Genomic DNA, 18,719 nt, shown 5'->3' with positions numbered 1-18,719 from the left:
ACTGATGAAGCATGAGACGGGATATCGCCCTCCAAGCCCCATCAAGGCTTGACGGGCAACATAGAATCTCCCACGGCCAGGCTCCGGATGAACCATCTGCCGAGAGCTCCCCGGCCCGCCAGGCACCGGGTGCGGCGGTAGCCCCGCGCCCTAAGTTTTTGCGCCCGTCGGCCGATAACACCGGGGAATACCGGATTTCTGCTCCGGCTCACGGATCGAGGGAGAGGTGGTGTGATCGCAGTCGTTGTCATCATCGTGCTGGCCACGCTGGCGCTCGCCGGCCTGGGCGTCATGGCCAGCGCTCCGCGCTGGCCCCTGCCGGCCGAGGCGCTGGCCGCCTATGGCGGCTATGCCCTGGCCCTGGTCGCGGCCATGGGGGTGCTGATCCTGCTGGTGATGCTGGCCCATCAGCAGCGCCTTCAACAGCGCGCCCTGACCCGGAGCCTGGAACTCCAGCAGGCCCAGCAGCGCGGCCTGGAAACCACGCAGCTCATGGAGCGCTTCGTGCATCAGGCGGAACTGCTGCTGGAGCGGGAAAGCCTCGACCCCAACAAGCGCAGCGTGCTGCGCTGCCTGTCCATCGATGCACTGCGCGGCAATACCGGCCGCGGCGATCCCAACTACCATCGCCTGGCGCGGCTGTTCGAGTGGCTGGCGCAGGAGGCCGAGGCGGCCGGTCAGGACCCGGTCCGGCAACGCCTGATGGAGCCCGTGCTGCGCCAGTATGCGGAAATCGCCGATCAGCTTTGCCACGTGGGCGAGGCCGACCCGACGCGGCTGGAGCCCTTCCTGCGCTTCCAGCCGCAGGCCCGGCCCGAGGCCGAGCGCATCGAGGCCTGATCGCCTTCAGTAGAGGCGGTTGCCGGTATCTCCCTGCCTGACCGCCGCCGTCACCGTGATCTCGACACGCAGCTCGTCGGCGGGCATCGGTGCGGTGATGCAGGTACGCGCCGGGGCGTGCCCGTCCGGGACCCAGGCATCCCAGACGGCGTTCATCGCCGCGGCGTCGGCGCCGTCCTTCAGGTAGATCGTCGCCGCGAGCAGGTGCTCGCGATCCGAGCCGATCTCGGAGAGCAGCGCATCGAGACGTGCCAGCATGCTTTCGGTCTGTTCGGTGACGTCGCCGTGGCGCGCCTCCGGGCCGGCCACCTGGCCGCACAGGTACGCCACGCCGTTGTGAATCACTGCCCGGCTCATGCGGGCCTTGGTGTCATGACGCTGGATCATCGCTCTTTCCTCGTGGGGGTTGGGGTCAACGCAGCAGGAGCAACGGCACCTCGGCGCTGCGCAGCATGGCCGTGGTGGTGCTGCCGACCAGCAGGTGTCGGATGCGCGAATGGCCGTAGGCGCCCATGACCAGCAGGTCGATGGCCTGTTCGCGCTGGTAGTCGCGCAGGGTGGCTTCCACGTCGCCGGCGCGGACCGCCTTGTGGGCCTTGATCCCGGCATCGTTGAGGGTGTCGATCGCCCAGTCGAGCTGGGCCTGGATGTCGGCGATATCCGCGCCGATCGTCACCACATGGCAGGTCAGGCCGGCGAACAGCGGGCTGGCGGCGATCATCTCGATGCCCTTGCGCGTGGTGCGGCTGCCGTCGAAGGCGATCATGACCCGCTGGGGCGCGCGGAAGCTCTCGGGCACCATCAGGATCGGCCGGTGCACGGCGCGCACCACCCGCTCCAGGTTGGAGCCCAGGTGCTCGGACGCCCGATGGGCGGACTCGCCGCGCTTGCCCATCACCAGCAGCCGCGTCTCGCCTTCCAGGTCATGCAGGGTCTCGACCAGCTCGCCGTTGCGCTGGCGGCTGTGGGGGTCTTCCACGCCATCCTCGACGGCCCGCTGGCAGGCCGCCTCCAGCATCACCCGACCCTGCTCCCGGGAGAGCTTGGCGCGGCGTTCGTCCAGCGAGGCCAGCTCCTCGAGCAGGTGCTCGCGGCTACCCAGGCCGATGTTGCCCGACAGGTTGCCGGCCTCGGGCGGCGCATGGTTGTCGATCACGTGCAGGAAGGTCAGCGGCGCCTCGAGGCGCAGGCTCGCCCAGGCGGCACAGTCGCATACCGCCGTGGCATAGCCGGAGCCGTCGATGCAGGCCATGACGTGTTCTTTCATCGGGCACTCACTCCCAGGTTGTCCATTGTTCGCTTCATCGTCGGCGCAGCGCGGCGTCGACTCAATGGCCGCTCATCAGTTTCTCGACCGCCTCGGGCTTGTCGTGCACCGCGAAGCGATCCACGAGCGTGGCGCTCGCCTCATTGAGACCCTCCACCTCGACTTCGGTGCCCTCGCGCCGGAAGCGAATCACCACCTTGTCGAGGGCATCCACCGCCGTGATGTCCCAGAAGTGTGCCCGCGACAGGTCGATGCGCACCCGCTCCAGCGACTCCTTGAAGTCGAAGGCGTCGGTGAAGCGATCCGCCGAGGTGAAGAATACCTGACCGATCACCCGATACTCGCGGGCCTGGCCATCGTCGCTGGCCTGGCTGTCGATGTAGAGCACCCGGCCGACCTTGTTGGCGAAGAACAGCGAGGCCAGCAGCACGCCGACGAACACGCCGATCGCCAGATTGTGGGTCGCCACCACCACCACTACCGTGGCCAGCATGACGATGTTGGTGCTCATGGGATGCTTGCGCAGGTCGCGCAGCGACTCCCAGCTGAAGGTACCGATCGAGACCATGATCATCACCGCCACCAGCGCGGCCATGGGAATCTGCGACACCCAGGGGCCGAGGAACACCACCAGGATCAGCAGGAACACCCCGGCGACCAGCGTCGACAGCCGCCCGCGCCCGCCGGACTTCACGTTGATCACCGACTGGCCGATCATCGCGCAGCCCGCCATGCCGCCGAGCAGCCCGGTGGCGATGTTGGCGATGCCCTGGCCACGACACTCGCGGTTCTTGTCGCTGCCGGTATCGGTGAGCTCGTCGACGATGGTCGATGTCATCAGCGACTCGAGCAGCCCCACCACGGCCAGGCCCAGCGAATAGGGCAGGACGATCAGCAGCGTCTCCAGGTTGAGCGGCACATCCGGCCACAGGAATACCGGCAGGCTGTCGGGCAGCTCGCCCATGTCGCCCACGGTACGGATATCCATGCCGGTGAGCATGTAGACGATCGTCAGGGTGACGATGCACACCAGCGGCGAAGGCACCGACTTGCCGATCTTCGGCAGCAGCGGAAACAGATAGATGATCGCCAGCCCCGCCGCCGTCATGGCATAGACGTGCCAGGTGACGTTGGTCAGCTCGGGCAGCTGGGCCATGAAGATCAGGATCGCCAGCGCATTGACGAAGCCGGTGACCACCGAGCGCGAGACGAAACGCATCAGCTCGCCGAGCCGCAGGTAGCCGGCGATGATCTGGAACACCCCGGTGAGCAGGGTCGCGACCAGCAGGTACTGCAGGCCGTGCTCCTTGACCAGGCTGACCATCAGCAGGGCCATGGCCCCGGTGGCGGCCGAGATCATGCCCGGGCGGCCGCCGGCGAAGGCGATCACCACGGCCATCGAGAAGGAGGCATAGAGCCCCACCTTGGGATCGACGCCGGCGATGATCGAGAAGGCGATGGCCTCGGGGATCAGCGCCATGGCGACCACCAGGCCGGCGAGAATGTCGTTCTTGGGGTTGAAGAACCAGGTCTGTCTCAGGGATCGGATCATGCGGGTGTCCAGGTATCGTCAGGGGCGACGTACCCTCGCCGCGCTCTCCGGGAACCTTCCGGGGCGACGGTACGTGCGGTGTTCGGTCTTCGAAAACGGGAGCCGTTCGGGCGAACGGACATGCGACGCTCACCGGCGGTCGACTCGCCGGGCGTCGCCGGGGCGCGTGTCGGGCACGCAAGGCGGGGCCGGTACTAGGGCGGACTGGCGATGATCGCGCGCGACCTCATGGCGAGTTCATCCTTTCGTCGAAGCGGTGCATGGCGAAGCGGCGCATTCTAGCAGGCCGGGAGCGTGATATCACCCCGAACCGGCCTGCACCGACCGCGCCCGGCAGCGTTCCAGATGCCGCTCCAGCAGCGCCTTGCCGAGCAGCGTGCCCAGCACCAGCGCCCCGCCGGCAAAGGCCAGCCTGGACGGGCGCTCGCCGAGTATCCACCACACCCACAGGGTGCCGACGACGGTTTCCAGCAGCATCAGCAGGCTGACCTCGGCGGCCGGCAGGTAGAGCGGGCCACGCTGGATCAGCGTGAAGCCCAGCGGCAGCAGCACCAGGCAGAGCAGCGCCAGATAGCCCGCCCGGGCCGGCGCGGGCAGCATCGGCGCCACCCCCTGCACCACCCCGGCCATGCCGGCGGCCACCGCCACCAGCACGCCCGACAGCACCAGTATGGGGCTCATGTCGATCCCGGGCCGCGTCCGGCACAGGGTGAAGTTGGCGGCCATGCACAGTGCCGACATCAAGGCGCAGGCATTGCCCTGCCATGCCCCCGGCCCGGCATCGTCCAGGACGATCAGCGAGGTACCGGTCAGGCACAGCCCGATCGCCAGCCAGGTGCGCCGCGGCTGCCGCTCATGGAGAAAAAGCCGTGACAGCAGCGCGGCGATCAGCGGCGTCCCGGCGAGAATCATCAGCACGTTGCCGCCGCGGGTGTAGTGATTGCCGAGCACGAAACCGATGTTCGACGCGCCGAACAGCAGCGCCACCCCGAGCCCCGTCAGGCCGCAACGCCGAAAGGCCGGGACGATCGCCCCGCGCAGACGCAGCGCCAGCACCGCCAGAAAGCCCAGCGCGGTCAGCAGCCCGCGCCACAACAGTGCCTGGCTGTCGGGCATGCCGATCAGCTTTACCAGCAGGGCATCGGGGGAAATGATCAACGGCCCCGCGGCGGTCATCAGCAGGCCTTGCTGGCGCAGGGACAATGACGCGAGTGGCGAGGTGTTCGGCAAGACATCGCTCCGAGATGTTGTCCGGTCGGACCGACAGGCTGGCCGACTGGCCGAGCGCCGGCAAGCCGGTACGCCTACACGAGGCCGCGTGCGACAAGGGCCTCGCGAATGATGGGCACCGGCGTCATCAGGTGCTCGCGCATGCGTTCGCAGGCCCGCTCGCTGTCGCGGGCCAGGATGGCGTCGACCAGGGCGGCGTGTTCGCGGCGCTTGGCTTCCAGCGCCGCCTCGGAAAAGACCGTCTCGCACAGCCACAGGTGCCGATAGCGCTCCGCCTGGTCGAACAGCGACTCGCGCACACGCAGCAGGAGCGGCGACTGGCAGCCGGCGACGATGGCGTAGTGAAACGCCTTGTGGCGGGCGTCCCAGACATCCAGCATCTCGTCGGCATTATGCACTTCCACCACCTTCGCCAGGGTATGCAGCTTGGCGAGGATGTCGGCCTCCCACTCGTCCCCGCCCCTGGCGATCGCCAGCTCGAGCATCAGCCCCTCGAGATGGGCCCGCGCATCGTAGATGTCGTTGAGTTCCTGCTCGGACATGCCGGCGACCCGATAGCCGCGCTGGCTGACCGCCGTCACCAGATGCTCGCCGACCAGTTGCGACAGCGCTTCGCGCACCGGCCCCACGCCCAGGTCATAGCGCGCCTTGAGCCGGCTCATCAGCAGCTTTTCACCGGGGGCGTAGACGCCGCGGATGATGTCGCGCTTGAGCTGGCGGTAGGCACTGATGGCCAGGTTGGGACGCGGGGCGGGCTGGGTCATGAAGCATTCCTTGCGGCAGAGGGACCCATCATACCCAACTCCGGCGGGACCGGAAAAACGATGAAATTTCTCCAAAAACTTATAATTTTGACATATGAATAAAATGTAGATATTTTTCCTCTCGTTGACCCACGATGCACGCCCTTGAACACCCAGGAGGTTCGCCATGACAGCCCTGCCATCACTCGCCGAGATCGATACCCATGGATTCCGGCTCGCCCCGCTGCCCCAGTCCCCCCGCCTGCTTCGGCTGACCCTCGAGGCACAGACGGTGACGGCCTTTCTCGATGCGGTCGACGACCTGCCCGTCCAGGCACTCGAGTACAAGTCCATGCTGCGCTTTCGCGTCGCCAGGGTGCTCGATGACCTGTGCCGCAACACGCTGCAGCCGCTGCTGGTGGATACGCTGGTGGACCGCGCTCACGGGGCACTGCTGATCGATGCCGAGGGGGTGAATCAGGTCGAGCAGGTCGACGCGATGATCAAGCTGTCGACCGCCGTGGCGCACTGCTTCGGGCGCTCCAACTTCGACGCCATGAGCGGCCAGTACTATGCGCGTTTCGTGGTGAGGAATGTCGACGAGTCGGACAGCTACCTGCGCCAGCCGCACCGCGTGATGGAACTGCACAACGACGGCACCTTCGTCGAGCAGGACACCGACTACGTGCTGATGATGAAGATCGACGAGCGGAACATGGAGGGCGGCAACTCGCTGCTGCTGCACCTGGATGACTGGGAGGATCTGGAGCGCTTCTACCACCATCCGCTGGCGCGCCGCGAGATGCGCTGGTCGGCGCCGCCCAGCAAGAAGGTCGCCCGCGACATCCATCACAGCGTGTTCGACGTCGATGCCGAGGGACGACCGGTGATGGCCTACATCGACCAGTTCGTGCAGCCCCGGGACTTCGAGGAGGGCAACTGGCTCACCGACCTCTCGGAATCCCTGGAGAGCAGCGACGCGCGCCTGTCACTGCCCGTCCCGGTCGGCAGCTTCCTGCTGATCAACAACCATTTCTGGCTGCACGGCCGCGACCGTTTCACTGCACATCCGGAGCTGCGCCGGGAACTGATGCGCCAGCGGGGCTACTTCACCCACAAGAAGACGCTGGCCACCTCACGGACCGAGTGAGCCATCCGCCAGGCCACCCCACCCCCCACAATAGAGCAATCGTCGTTGGCTCCGGCAAGGGGCGCCGGGGACAGGTCATAGAGGGGGTCCGACGCCATGGCCGGAAAGTGTTCCCTTCCCTTCCGGCATTTCCGCCATCCATGGCGGTCAGATGGCGTCGGTAGCGCCCAGGGACGGGTTCACAGCACCCCCTTGAAGACCTGTCGACGGATCCGCCCCTGGCGACAACACCTAACGGCGATACCCCTGACTCCCTCAACCTGCGAGATTCCGGTGTACGATTTCATCATCATCGGCGGCGGCATTCTGGGCATGTCGACCGCCATGCAGCTCATCGAAGCCTACCCCGACCGGCGCATGCTGGTCCTCGAGAAGGAAGGCGGGCCGGCGCATCACCAGACCGGCCACAACAGCGGCGTCATCCATGCCGGCGTCTACTACGCGCCGGGCAGCCTCAAGGCGCGCTTCTGCCTGGCCGGCAACCGCGCCACCAAGGCCTTCTGCGATACCCACGACGTCGCCTACGAAACCTGCGGCAAGCTGCTGGTCGCCACCAACGACGTGGAAATGACCCGCATGCAGTCGATCTGGGAGCGTACCGGCGCCAACGGACTGGAGCGCGAGTGGCTGAGCGCCGAGGCACTGCGCGAGAGAGAACCCGATATCACCGGTGTCGGCGGCATCTTCGTGCCCTCGAGCGGCATCGTCGACTACGCCGAGGTTACCGCCCGGATGGCCGACGTCTTTCGCCGCGCCGGCGGCGAGATCCGCTACGACGCGGAAGTGACCGCCCTGGAGGAACGCCGCGACGAGGTGGTGGTGACCAGCTCGCAGGGCACCTTCACCACCCGCCATCTGGTCTCCTGCTCCGGCCTGATGGCCGACCGCACGGTGCGCATGCTGGGCCTGACGCCCGCCTTCACCATCTGCCCCTTCCGCGGCGAGTACTACCTTCTGCCCCCGCAGCACAACACCATCGTCAATCACCTCATCTACCCCATCCCCGATCCCGGGATGCCGTTTCTCGGCGTGCACCTGACCCGCATGATCGACGGCACGGTGACCGTGGGCCCCAACGCCGTGCTGGCCTTCAAGCGCGAGGGCTATCGCAAGCGCGACATCTCGCTGCGCGACCTGCTCGCCATGGGCACCAACCCCGGCATTCGCCGGGTGCTGCGCAGCCACTGGCGCGCCGGGCTCCACGAGATGAAGAACTCGCTGTTCAAGGGCGGCTATCTTGAGGAGGTACGCAAGTACTGCCCGAGCCTGACGGCCGACGACCTGACACCCTACCCGGCCGGCGTCCGTGCCCAGGCGGTGTCCCGCGACGGGGAGCTGATCGACGACTTCCTGTTCGTCAACACGGCCCGCACCGTCAACGTCTGCAACGCCCCCTCTCCCGCCGCGACCTCGGCCATCCCGATCGGCGCGCACATCGTCGAGAAGGTCAGGGCCCAGGTGGACGCCTGAGCGTCGCCAGCCGTGCAGGCGATCATCGCGGTGCCGCGTGCCGGGCACCGCGACGGCGCGACGCCTTCAGATGACGCTTCAGGGCACGGCGCAGCCGATCGGCCTCGTGGCGCAACCCGTCGCCGGAGACCATGCCGATGCCCATCACCAGCCCGCGGCGAGGGTCGTCCCGCCCGCAGGCCAGGCTCAACGGGCGCACCACCAGCTGCGCCTCGAGCAGCCGCTGGGTCAGCGCCACATCATCGATCTCGGGATCGAGCTCGAGACACAGGCTGATGGTGCCGCTGGGCGCGGATAGCCGCCTGACGCCGGGCAGGTCGTAGAGCCGGTCGTGGAGGACCTGCTGACGGGCGAGGTAGTCCCGACGAATGCGCCGGTTCCAGGCATCCAGGTCCCCGTCGTCGATGAACTGCGCCAGCACCGCCTGGTCCATCATCCGCCCCTCGCGGAAGACCTCGCTGCGCAGCCGGTTGAGCGGGTCCGCCAGCCCGCGCGGCACCACCAGGTAGCCCAGCCGCAGCCCGGGAAACAGCAGCTTGGAAAACGTGCCCACCAGCACGCCGGCGCTGCCCTGCGGATCGAAGAGCAGGTCACTGCCGCCGTCGTCGGCGAACTCGTAATCGTCCTCGATGACGAACGACGCCCCCACCTCGCGACACAGCGCCCGCTTGTCCGCGGTCCGCGTCGGCACGCCCAGCGGGTAGTGATGGCTGCCGGTGAAATAGGCCAGGTGCACCGGCTGCGAGGCGGTGCGCGGCACATACCCCGACTCGGGATGCCAGGCCAGGGTCTCGACCTCGAGCCCCGCCGCCATGAAGACGTTGCGCGCCCCCCAGTAGCAGGGGGAGTCGAGCAGTACCCGCTGGCCGGCATCGGCCAGCGCCAGCGTGCACAGCTCGATGCCGTGATGCGCGCCTTCGGTGATGATGATCTGGTCGGTGTCGCAGCGGATGCCGCGCCAGCGCTGCAGGAAGTCGCGAATCGCGCGCTTGAGCGGGCCGTACCCGCCGGTGGAATAGGACAGCAGCAGGGTGTTCTGCGGCACGGTGACGCTGGCGTAGAGCGAGCGCCACTTGCGCATCGGAAAGTGCGCGATATCGGGAATGCCGGGCATGAAGGCACCGCTCTGGATCGAGCTGGCTCCGGGGCTGGCCAGCACCGCCCTCGCCCGCGCCGACAGTGCCGCCTCGCCGGAACGCGACAGCGCGGCCTCGGCGAGCGGGGCCACCGGCGCCTGACAGGGCCGGCACACCCAGGTCCCGCTGCCCTGCCCGGTCACCAGCAGGCCCTCGTCGATGAGCCGCTGCAGGGCCTTGACCAGAGTGCCGCGCGCCAGCCCCAGTCGGGCGCAGATGCGCCGCTGGGAGGGCAGGCGCACCCCGCCGGGCCAGTGCGAATGAATCACGCCGCGCAGGGCCTGCTCGACACGCACCTGCTTGCCGAGACTCTCGGGCTGTCGCTGATAGGCGGCCCACAACGCGCTCAGCCGGGCATCTTGCGTTGCCATCGTGTCTTTTTCCTCCCTGCCAGGCGCCCATTCTCGGCGCGGACCGGCAATTGGTCCAGTCGAACGCCGAATTGGTCTATTCAATGCCGACCGGCACGCTGCTAGCGTGCCTTCAGGACCGGGCCTGCAAGGTAAGTCGGTCCTCACCATGACAACATCAAGAAACCTGGATTGGACAACAATGATGCAAGACACTTCCCATCAGACGGACAAGCTCGTCCGCGTGCTGGCCCGAGGCGACGTGCTCGCCCTGGCCTTCGGCGCCATGATCGGCTGGGGCTGGATCGTGCTCACCGGTACCGCCATCCTGGACGCCGGCAGTCTCGGTGCGATTCTCGCCTTCATCGTCGGCGGCATCGCCGTGCTGCTGGTCGGCCTGACCTACGCCGAGCTGGCCGCCGCCATGCCCAAGGTCGGCGGTGAGCACGTCTACAGCTATCGCGCACTCGGCCATTTCGCCTCCTTCATCTGCACCTGGAGCATCGTGCTCGGCTACGTCGGCGTCGTCTCCTTCGAGGCGGTGGCCCTGCCGACGGTGGTCGAGCAGCTGCTGCCCGGCTATGCCGTCGGTCACCTGTGGACCGTCGCCGGCTGGGACGTCAAGGCCAGCTGGGTGGCGGTCGGCGTGATCGGCTCGCTGGTCATGATGGTCATCAACTACCTCGGCATCTCGACGGCGGCGCTGATCCAGAAGCTGGTCACCGGCCTGATCCTGGTGGTCGGCGTGCTGTTCATCACCGGCGCGCTGTTCACCGGCGACGGCATCAACATGACCCCGCTGTTCAACCACGGCGCCGACGGCGGCCTGGCCGGCGGCATCATGGCGGTGATGGTGATGGTGCCCTTCCTGTTCGTCGGCTTCGACGTGATCCCCCAGGCCGCCGAGGAGATCAACCTGCCGTTCCGCGACATCGGCAAGGTACTGATCGTCTCGGTGATGATGGCGGTGGCCTGGTACGCGCTGATCATCCTCGGCACCAGCCTGATGCTCGGCCACGACACCCTGGTCGAGAGCACGCTGAGCGTGCCCGACGCCATGGCCGTCGTCATGGGCAGTCCGTGGGGCAGCAAGCTCATGGTGCTGGCGGGGATCGCGGGCATCATCACCAGCTGGAACGCCTTCTACATCGGCGGCTCCCGCGCCATCTACGCGCTGGCCCACTCGGGCATGCTGCCGGCCTTCCTGGCCAAGCTGCACCCCACCCACAAGACGCCCACCAACGCCATCCTGATGATCGGCCTGCTGTCGATGCTCGCCCCCTTGCTGGGCCGTCCGGCGATGGTCTGGCTGGTCGATGCCGGCGGCCTGGGCATCGTGATCGCCTACCTGTTCGTGGCGCTGTCCTTCATGGTTCTGCGGGTCCGCGAGCCGGACATGGAGCGTCCCTTCCGGGTCGGCAACGCCAAGCTGGTAGGCAGCCTGGCGGTGGCCTTCTCCTTCATCATGGCCTGCCTCTACCTGCCGGGCAGCCCCTCCGCCCTGACCGGCACCGAATGGCTGATCTTCGGTATCTGGATGGCGACCGGGCTGGCGATGTACGGCTACGCGCTGAACCGCTACGGGCGGGACTACAGCAACCAAGTCATGCAAGACGTCTACGTACGCTGAGGAAACACGCTCCATGATCGACCTGTTCACCCAAGGTCAGCCCGTCGATGCCTGCATCGGCGGCGAGTGGCGCCCCGGGCGGCGCCGCTTCCCGGTCACCGACCCTGCCAGCGGCGAGACGCTGGCGCAGGTCGCCGATCTCGACGCCGCCGATGCCCGCGATGCCGTGGCCGCCGCCCACCGGGCGCTGCCGGCCTGGCGCGCCACCCCGGTGAAGGAACGCAGCCGACTGCTGCGGACCTGGTTCGATGCCATCGTCGAGGCCGGCGAGACGCTCGCCGAGCTGATGACGCGCGAGCAGGGCAAGCCGCTCGCCGAATCCCGGGGCGAGGTGAGCTACGGCGCCTCGTTCGTCGAATTCTTCGCCGAACAGGCCAAGACGCTGAGCGGCGAGACGCTGCCCATGCAGAGCGCGGACAAGCGGATGCTGGTCACCCGCGAGCCGGTCGGCGTGGTCGCGGCCATCACGCCGTGGAACTTTCCGCTGGCGATGATCACCCGCAAGTGCGCGCCGGCGATCGCCGCCGGCTGCACGGTGGTGATCAAGCCCGCCGAGGCGACCCCGCTGACCGCGCTGGCGCTGGCCCGCCTGGCCGAGCAGGCCGGCCTCCCGGCCGGCGTGCTCAATGTGGTCACCAGCGAGCAGCCCGCGGCGATCGGCGAGGTGCTGACCACCGACCCGCGCGTGCGCAAGGTCTCGTTCACCGGCTCCACCCCAGTCGGCAAGACCCTGCTGGCCCAGTGCGCGAGCACGGTCAAGAAGACCGCCATGGAGCTGGGCGGCAACGCGCCGTTCATCGTCTTCGACGATGCCGACCTGGACGCCGCCGTGGAGGGCGCGATCGCCGCCAAGTTCCGCAACGCCGGCCAGACCTGCGTGTGCACCAATCGCTTCCTGGTGCAGTCGGGGGTCTACGACGCCTTCGTCGACAAGCTGACCGCCCGGGTGAAGACCCTCAAGGTCGGCGACGGCCGCGAGCCGGGCGTGCAGATCGGCCCGCTCATCAACGCCGCCGCGGTGGACAAGGTCCGGCGTCACGTCGGCGACGCGCTGGAAAAGGGCGCCCGCCTGCTGTGCGGAGGCGAGCCCCACCCCGCGGGCGCGCAGTTCTTCACGCCCACGGTGATCGCCGACGCCACCCGCGACATGGCCGTGGCCGAGGAAGAGACCTTCGGCCCGCTGGCCCCGGTGTTCCGCTTCGACAACGACGCGGAAGCCATCGCCCTGGCCAACGACACCCCCTTCGGCCTGGCCGCCTACTTCTACAGCCGCGACTACCGGCGCATCTTCCACACCCTGGAAGCCCTGGAGTACGGCATGGTGGGCGTCAACGAAGGGCTCATCTCCACCGAGCTGGCCCCCTTCGGTGGCATCAAGGAATCGGGGCTGGGCCGCGAGGGCTCGCATCACGGCCTCGAGGAGTTTACCGAGATGAAGTACGCCTGCCTCGGCGGCCTCTAGGCTTTGTCTGAAAACTGGCTGCGCTCGATCATGCTGCGTTAAAAATCAGCTCAAAATGCTCATTTACACTCCGTAAACTCCGCTTTTTCGCTGATTTTTGCCTTGCCTGATCGTCGCTCGCCGACTTTTCAGACAAACCCCGGGACAAAAGCGGGCTGCGCTTTTGTTTCCACCAACGATTCGCGATAGGCCTCGTGGGAGGGAATTCATTCCCGACGGCGCGCCACGGCAATCGACAGGGTGCGACGCTCTCGACCCCATTCGCTCTCGCTCAGGATCATCAACCACCCCTGGCCGCCGTTCACGGCGGCCAACCACTGGAGTCTGCCTGCATGACCAATGCCGAACTCAACGCCCTGAAGGACCAGTACGTCGCCAGCGGCGCCGCCTCGCCCACCACCGTCTTCGCCGATCGCGCCGAGAACGCCGAGATCTGGGACGCCGACGGCCGCCGCTGGATCGACTTCGCCGGCGGCATCGGCGTGCTCAACCTGGGCCATCGCCATCCCCGGGTGGTCGAGGCCGTCAAGGCCCAGCTCGACCGCGTGATGCACACCTGCGCCACGGTGATGCCCTATGCCCCCTACGTGCAGCTGGCCCAGCGGCTGTGCGAGCTGACCCCGACCCGCGACGCGGCGCGCAAGGCGCTGCTGGTCAACACCGGTGCCGAGGCGCTGGAGAACGCCGTCAAGATCGCCCGCGCCGCCACCGGCCGCAGCGGCGTGATCTGCTTCGACGGCAGCTTCCACGGGCGCACCTTCATGACACTGGCCATGACCGGCAAGGTCATGCCCTACAAGAACGACTTCGGCCCCATGCCGGGCGACGTCTATCGCGCGCCCTACCCCAACCCGCTGCACGGCATCAGCGACGACGAGGCCCTGGCCGGCCTGAAGAAGGTCTTCAAGACCGACATCGCCCCGCATCGCACCGCCGCGATCGTCATCGAACCGGTGCAGGGCGAGGGCGGCTTCTACATCGCCTCGACCTACTTCCTCGAGCAGCTGCGCGCCCTGTGCGACGAGCACGGCATCCTGCTGATCGTCGACGAGGTCCAGTCCGGCTTCGCGCGTACCGGCAAGCTGTTCGCCATCGAGCACAGCGGCGTCGCGCCGGACATCGTCACCATGGCCAAGAGCCTGGCCGACGGCATGCCGCTGTCGGCGGTGGTCGGCAACGCCGCGGTCATGGACGCCTCCGGCCCCAACTCGCTGGGCGGCACCTACAGCGGCAACCCGCTGGCCTGCGCCGCGGCGCTGGCGGTCATCGAGGCCATCGAGGAGGAGGACATCCTCGCCAGGAGCGAGCGCCTGGGCCGCGCCCTGGCCGAGCGCTTCGCGACCTGGGAGTCGCGCTTCGGCGCCGTCGCCCACGCCCGCCACCTGGGTGCCATGGCGGCCTTCGAGTTCGTCGACCCGGCAAGCGGCAAGCCGGACCCCGCACTCACCCAGGCGGTGTGCGCCAAGGCCCGCGAGAAGGGACTGATCCTGCTCTCCTGCGGCTTCTATGCCAACACCATTCGCATCCTGGTGCCGCTGACCGCCGAGGGCAGCCTGGTCGAGGAAGGCCTGGACATCGTCGAGTCGGCGATCGCCGAACTGGCCGGCTGACCGCGCCGTCGCCGCCGTCGTTCGACGCCACCCTCAACGGGTGGCGTCGTCGTTTCGGGGCGACCCCTCGCCCTCGGGACGCGACGGCGCGCCGGCCTGAGGAACCTGTCCCGCCATGGCGGAGAAGCCCTTGAGCAGGTCCATGGGCATGGGGAAGACCACGGTCGAGGTATTCTTGCCGCTCATGTCGCTCATCGTCTGCAGGTAGCGCAGCTGCAGCGCCATGGGGTTGGCCGCCATCACGTCGGCAGCCTCGAGCAGCTTGTGCGAGGCCTGGAGTTCGCCCTCGGCGTGGATCACCTTGGCACGCCGCTCGCGCTCGGCCTCGGCCTGGCGGGCGATGGCGCGGATCATGCTCTCGTCGAGGTCGACGTGCTTGATCTCGACATTGGCGACCTTGATGCCCCAGCCCTCGGTCTGGGTGTCGAGGATCTCCTGAATGTCGTCGTTGAGCCGATCGCGCTCGGAGAGCATCTCGTCGAGATCGTGCTTGCCGAGCACCGAACGCAGGGTGGTCTGCGCCAGCTGGCTGGTCGCCACCCCGTAGTGCTCCACCTGGATGATCGCCTTCTCCGGGTCGACCACGCGGAAATAGAGCACCGCGTTGACGCGCACGGTGACGTTGTCCTGCGAGATCACGTCCTGCTCGGGCACGTCGAGGGTCACCAGGCGCAGGTCGACCACCTGCATCTTCTGGATCACCGGGATGATGATGAACAGCCCCGGCCCCTTGACCGCCTGGAAACGCCCGAGGAAGAACACCACCCCGCGCTTGTACTCGGGCAGGATGCGGATCGAGGCGCCGATCAGCAGCACCAGCAGCACCAGCGGAACCAGATAGGACAGCATCATGTCGATTCTCCCGATACGGAGGGGGGCGGATCGGGCGTCGCCGCATCATCCGGCACGACCTCGACGGTGAGACCGTCGACCGCCACCACCCGCAGTGTCTGGCCGGCCCGGACCGGCGAGCGGCAACGCGCCCGCCAGCGCTCGCCGAACAGGCGAACATGGCCCGCCCCCGTGAAGTCGTGCAGCGCCACGGCCCGCGCGCCGACCAACTCGTCCTGGCCGGTTCTCGGGCGCCGCCGCCGCAGGCCCAGAAAGCGCAGCGCCACCCACAGCATGAATCCCGAGGCAACCAGCGCCACGCCGCCGATCAACGGCAGCGACACCGCCAGGTTGCGATCATCCATGAGAATCACCGAGCCGGCCACGAAGGCGACGATGCCGCCGATGCCCAGCACCCCGAAGCTGGGCATCAGCGCCTCGCCGACGATCAGCGCCAGCCCCAGCAGCACCAGACCCAGCCCGGCATAGTTGATCGGCAGCACATGGAAGGCGAACAGCGCCAGCAGCAGGCAGATCCCGCCGACCACCCCGGGCACCAGTGCGCCCGGGCTGAGCAGCTCGAAGACCAGCCCGTAGAAGCCGAGAATCATCAGGAAATAGGCGACGTTGGGGTCCGAGATCACGCTCAGCAGCTCGGTGCGCCAATCGGGATCGAAGGCGACCGTGGCAAGCCCGGCGGTGTCGAGCGTGCGCGTGCCGTCGGCCATCACCACCTGGCGGCCGTCGATCTTGTCGAGCAGCTCGGGCACGTCGCGGGCGACGACATCAATGACATCCTTGTCGAGCGCCTCACCGGCGGTGAGGTTGACCGCCTCGCGCACCGCCCGCTCGGCCCAGTCGGCGTTGCGCCCGTGGCGCTGGGCCAGGCTGCGGATGGTCGCCACCGCATCCTCGAGCACCTTGCGCTCCATGGCAGTGTCGCCGCGGCGTTTGGATCCGCTGTCGTCGGTGGGCGGAGTCTTTTCGCTACTCTTTCCATTCTGGCCCGACTCGCCGCCGTCCTTTTCCGGCGCCGTCTCCGGCGAGCCGCCCGGCAGCAGCCCGCCGCCGATCTGCACCGGCGTCGCCGACCCGAGATGGGTGGTCGGCGCCATCGCCGCGACGTGGCTGGCGTAGAGCAGATAGGTACCGGCGCTGGCGGCGCGCGCGCCGGCGGGCGCGACATACACCACCACCGGTACCGGGCTGGCGAGCATCGCCTGGATCATGTCGCGCATCGAGGCATCCAGGCCGCCGGGCGTATTCAGGCGCAGCACCACCAGCGCCATGTCCTGCGTCTGCGCACGCTCCAGGCCACGCCGGAAATAATCGCTGGTCGCCGGCCCGATACTGCCGTGCAAAGTCATCACCAGCGCCTGGCGTGAGGCCGGCTGCGCCGTGGGCGTGAGCATGGCCCAGCCCAGCAGCGTGCACGCCAGGAATACAAGCCAGACCAGGCGGTGGTGACGAGCGACATGGAAATGGTTCGGCATCGACGGCATGAGTGCCTCGCTCTGGATCGAACGGTGCTGTCTTCAAGCTAGTGTCATCGCGCGAAAGTTGCTAAGCCAATCACATTGGCAGCCGCGTCACTCCCGCGTCCGCGCCCGCTGATAGAGCGAGCCCGTCGGCGAGCCCGTCGATTCCGTCTCGTCGGCCGACGGTGCGGGCGACTCAGGCCGGTCGCTCTCGGCAGCGCTCGACCCGGAATCTGCACCGGCCGAGCTTTCCTTTCCGGCGTCGCCGGCCTCGTCGCCCTCACCACCGGCCACCGAGGACAGCGTCTCCAGCGGGGAGGTCACCAGGTTCTCGAGGGCTTCGCGGATCGCCTGCCCCACGACACTGCCGACATCCAGCTCGGGGTCATCGAGCCGGATGGTGACCGGCACCTCGAAGCGGATCACGCCGTCATCGCCCTGCAGCAGGCCCACCAGCAGCCGGGCAGGCAGATCGGGCGCCTGGCCGGGCACCGGCTCGCCCAGATCCAGCCGGTGCAGGGCCACGTGCGTCTCGGCGCGCAGCCGGCCGTCGCGGATCCGGTAGGCGGCATCCAGCGTGAGCCGGCCCTGCTCGATCCGATAGCCGCCGAAGCGGCGAATGTAGGGGGCCAGGGTGGTCAGCGCCAGCTGCTCGACATGCAGGGTCATGTCGCCCTGCAGGGGGCGTTTCAGGGGCTGGAAGGTGCCCTCGATACGCAGGGGCGATTCACCGTCGACACGCCCGTCGAGCGCCAGGGCGCCATCGCCTTCACCGGCGCCCAGCCCCGTCCAGTCGCCATGCAGCGCCGCCAGCTTCAGTGACACCGGACGGGACAGATGACGATCCTCCAGCGCCACCCGGCCGTCGCTGATGGCCAGCCGTGCCAGCGACCAGCGCAGTCCGCGCCTCTTTCCTTGCCCCTGGCCCGACCCGCCGCCGGGCGGCAGCCAGGCACCCAGATTGGTGGTCAGCGCCTCGTCGATGGTGACTTGCCACCAGGGGTGCGCCAGCCGGATGGCATCGATCGTCAGGCGCGAGGCCTCGCTGTCGAAGTGCACTCCCTCGACCGCGACGTGCGCGAAGCGCCCCAGCGGCGCCCCGTCGGGCGTGGTCGCCTGGATATCGGCCAGCGAGCCCTGCGCCGTCAGCGTGGTGCCGGACGACGACGCCGACCCGGCGCGCAGCCGGACGCGGCCACTCAGGGTGCCGTGCGGCACCTCGGCCCGGGTGAGATAGGCGACATACCGGCTCACCACCGCCACCGGCAGGGCCTCGACCCGAAACGCCAGATCGGCCTGCCAGGGCGCGAAGCCCAGTGTGCCCTCGGCGGTGAACGGCCGGCCCGCCCAGTCCGCCTTGACGTCGAGCTTCATCGGCTCGGCGTCGCGCGAGTCATAGCCGGTGGCGGTCAGCGACGCCGAGGCGAGCGACAGGGTCACCGGACGCGACGGCCGCCGGTTGACCCAGTCGAAGCGCCCCTGCTCGGCGGTGAGGCGATCGATGCGCAGCGGCGCCTTTTCACCGTCGCCCCCGGCGAACAGCTGCGCCAGGTTCCACTCGCCGCTCTCCCGCCAGATCAGGCGCAGCCGCGGGGCGATGAAATGCAGCCGCTCGACATGCCAGCCCGGGTGCCACAGCGACGACCAGGCGATCCGGGCATCGACCTCACGGCTGGCCAGCACCGGCGGCTGCCCGGCCTCGCCGGCGATGCGCAGCCCCTCGAGCTGCACCGTCGCCTGCCAGGGCGTGACCTCCACGTGCTTGACCGTCACCTCGCGGCCGGTCATGGCGGAGAGCGTGCCGGTCAGGCGCGACGCCACGTAACGCGGCAGGGCCCATTGCCAGCCGATCACCAGCACGCCCGCCACCAGCAACAGCCCTGCCAGCCACCCCCCCTTGCGGTGGCCGCTTCTTGCCGCCTTGCTCCGTATCGCCATCACGCCTCTGCCCTTCCGTGGCCCGTCCTGTC

Annotated in this window: 15 protein-coding genes; 6 read left to right on the top strand and 9 right to left on the bottom strand. The window is 68.3% G+C overall.

Annotated elements, in window-relative coordinates; all coding sequences use genetic code 11:
- Positions 1-231: 231 nt before the first annotated feature.
- Positions 232-840 carry a hypothetical protein gene (locus G7A98_RS10350; RefSeq protein ID WP_163649584.1) on the top strand — a complete coding sequence of 203 codons (609 nt, stop codon included), beginning with the start codon at positions 232-234 and terminating at the stop codon, positions 838-840.
- Positions 841-846: 6 nt separating this feature from the next.
- Here the strand turns inward: G7A98_RS10350 and G7A98_RS10345 are convergent, their stop codons facing one another.
- The 5 genes from G7A98_RS10345 to csiR form a co-directional block, all read right to left on the bottom strand.
- Positions 847-1,227: a RidA family protein gene (locus tag G7A98_RS10345; RefSeq protein ID WP_163649583.1), complete on the bottom strand. Its 381-nt coding sequence runs from the start codon at positions 1,225-1,227 to the stop codon at positions 847-849.
- Between the two features lie 25 nt (positions 1,228-1,252).
- Positions 1,253-2,107 (bottom strand): universal stress protein, encoded by an 855-nt coding sequence (locus G7A98_RS10340; protein WP_163649582.1) that lies wholly within the window; start codon positions 2,105-2,107, stop codon positions 1,253-1,255.
- 61 nt (positions 2,108-2,168) lie between these two features.
- A complete protein-coding gene (locus G7A98_RS10335) occupies positions 2,169-3,659 on the bottom strand; it encodes a SulP family inorganic anion transporter (RefSeq protein ID WP_163649581.1) in 1,491 nt (496 codons plus the stop codon).
- A 300-nt stretch (positions 3,660-3,959) separates the two neighbouring features.
- Positions 3,960-4,889: a DMT family transporter gene (locus G7A98_RS10330; RefSeq protein WP_240464730.1), complete on the bottom strand. Its 930-nt coding sequence runs from the start codon at positions 4,887-4,889 to the stop codon at positions 3,960-3,962.
- A gap of 74 nt (positions 4,890-4,963) precedes the next feature.
- A complete protein-coding gene (gene csiR / locus G7A98_RS10325; protein ID WP_163649580.1) occupies positions 4,964-5,653 on the bottom strand; it encodes a DNA-binding transcriptional regulator CsiR in 690 nt (229 codons plus the stop codon).
- A gap of 166 nt (positions 5,654-5,819) precedes the next feature.
- Between csiR and glaH the strand changes: the two genes are divergently transcribed.
- Together glaH and lhgO are read left to right on the top strand one after the other, a co-directional pair.
- A complete protein-coding gene (gene glaH, locus G7A98_RS10320; RefSeq protein ID WP_163649579.1) occupies positions 5,820-6,782 on the top strand; it encodes a glutarate dioxygenase GlaH in 963 nt (320 codons plus the stop codon).
- Between the two features lie 273 nt (positions 6,783-7,055).
- A complete protein-coding gene (gene lhgO / locus G7A98_RS10315) occupies positions 7,056-8,252 on the top strand; it encodes an L-2-hydroxyglutarate oxidase (protein ID WP_163649578.1) in 1,197 nt (398 codons plus the stop codon).
- Positions 8,253-8,274: 22 nt separating this feature from the next.
- Here lhgO and G7A98_RS10310 read toward each other — a convergent pair whose 3' ends face one another.
- Positions 8,275-9,759, bottom strand: coding sequence for a PLP-dependent aminotransferase family protein (locus tag G7A98_RS10310; protein WP_163649577.1), 1,485 nt, complete (start codon positions 9,757-9,759; stop codon positions 8,275-8,277).
- Between the two features lie 184 nt (positions 9,760-9,943).
- Here G7A98_RS10310 and G7A98_RS10305 point away from each other — a divergent pair, with 184 nt between their 5' ends.
- The 3 genes from G7A98_RS10305 (at position 9,944) to gabT (ending at position 14,440) form a co-directional block, all read left to right on the top strand.
- Complete coding sequence (locus G7A98_RS10305; protein WP_163649596.1) at positions 9,944-11,368, top strand: APC family permease; 1,425 nt, start codon at positions 9,944-9,946, stop codon at positions 11,366-11,368.
- A 13-nt stretch (positions 11,369-11,381) separates the two neighbouring features.
- Positions 11,382-12,830, top strand: coding sequence for an NAD-dependent succinate-semialdehyde dehydrogenase (locus tag G7A98_RS10300; RefSeq protein ID WP_163649576.1), 1,449 nt, complete (start codon positions 11,382-11,384; stop codon positions 12,828-12,830).
- A gap of 332 nt (positions 12,831-13,162) precedes the next feature.
- On the top strand, positions 13,163-14,440 hold the full coding sequence (gene gabT, locus G7A98_RS10295) for a 4-aminobutyrate--2-oxoglutarate transaminase (RefSeq protein WP_163649575.1): 1,278 nt from the start codon (positions 13,163-13,165) through the stop codon (positions 14,438-14,440).
- A gap of 33 nt (positions 14,441-14,473) precedes the next feature.
- Here gabT and G7A98_RS10290 read toward each other — a convergent pair whose 3' ends face one another.
- The 3 genes from G7A98_RS10290 to G7A98_RS10280 all read right to left on the bottom strand — a co-directional run bounded on the left by G7A98_RS10290 (position 14,474) and on the right by G7A98_RS10280 (position 18,687).
- Positions 14,474-15,292, bottom strand: coding sequence for a slipin family protein (locus G7A98_RS10290; RefSeq protein WP_163649574.1), 819 nt, complete (start codon positions 15,290-15,292; stop codon positions 14,474-14,476).
- The gene (locus tag G7A98_RS10285) at positions 15,289-16,773 is read right to left on the bottom strand and encodes a nodulation protein NfeD (RefSeq protein WP_240464729.1); all 1,485 of its coding nucleotides are present in this window, start codon (positions 16,771-16,773) and stop codon (positions 15,289-15,291) included. The genes G7A98_RS10290 and G7A98_RS10285 overlap by 4 nt, the downstream gene beginning before the upstream one ends.
- Positions 16,774-16,860: 87 nt before the next feature.
- Positions 16,861-18,687: a DUF748 domain-containing protein gene (locus tag G7A98_RS10280; RefSeq protein WP_163649573.1), complete on the bottom strand. Its 1,827-nt coding sequence runs from the start codon at positions 18,685-18,687 to the stop codon at positions 16,861-16,863.
- Between the last annotated feature and the right edge of the window lie 32 nt (positions 18,688-18,719).

This window comes from Modicisalibacter sp. 'Wilcox', assembly GCF_010993675.1.
Lineage (GTDB): Bacteria > Pseudomonadota > Gammaproteobacteria > Pseudomonadales > Halomonadaceae > Modicisalibacter > Modicisalibacter tunisiensis.
Note: the sequence above shows the minus strand (reverse complement) of the source record. Positions and strands in the feature narration are given on the sequence as shown.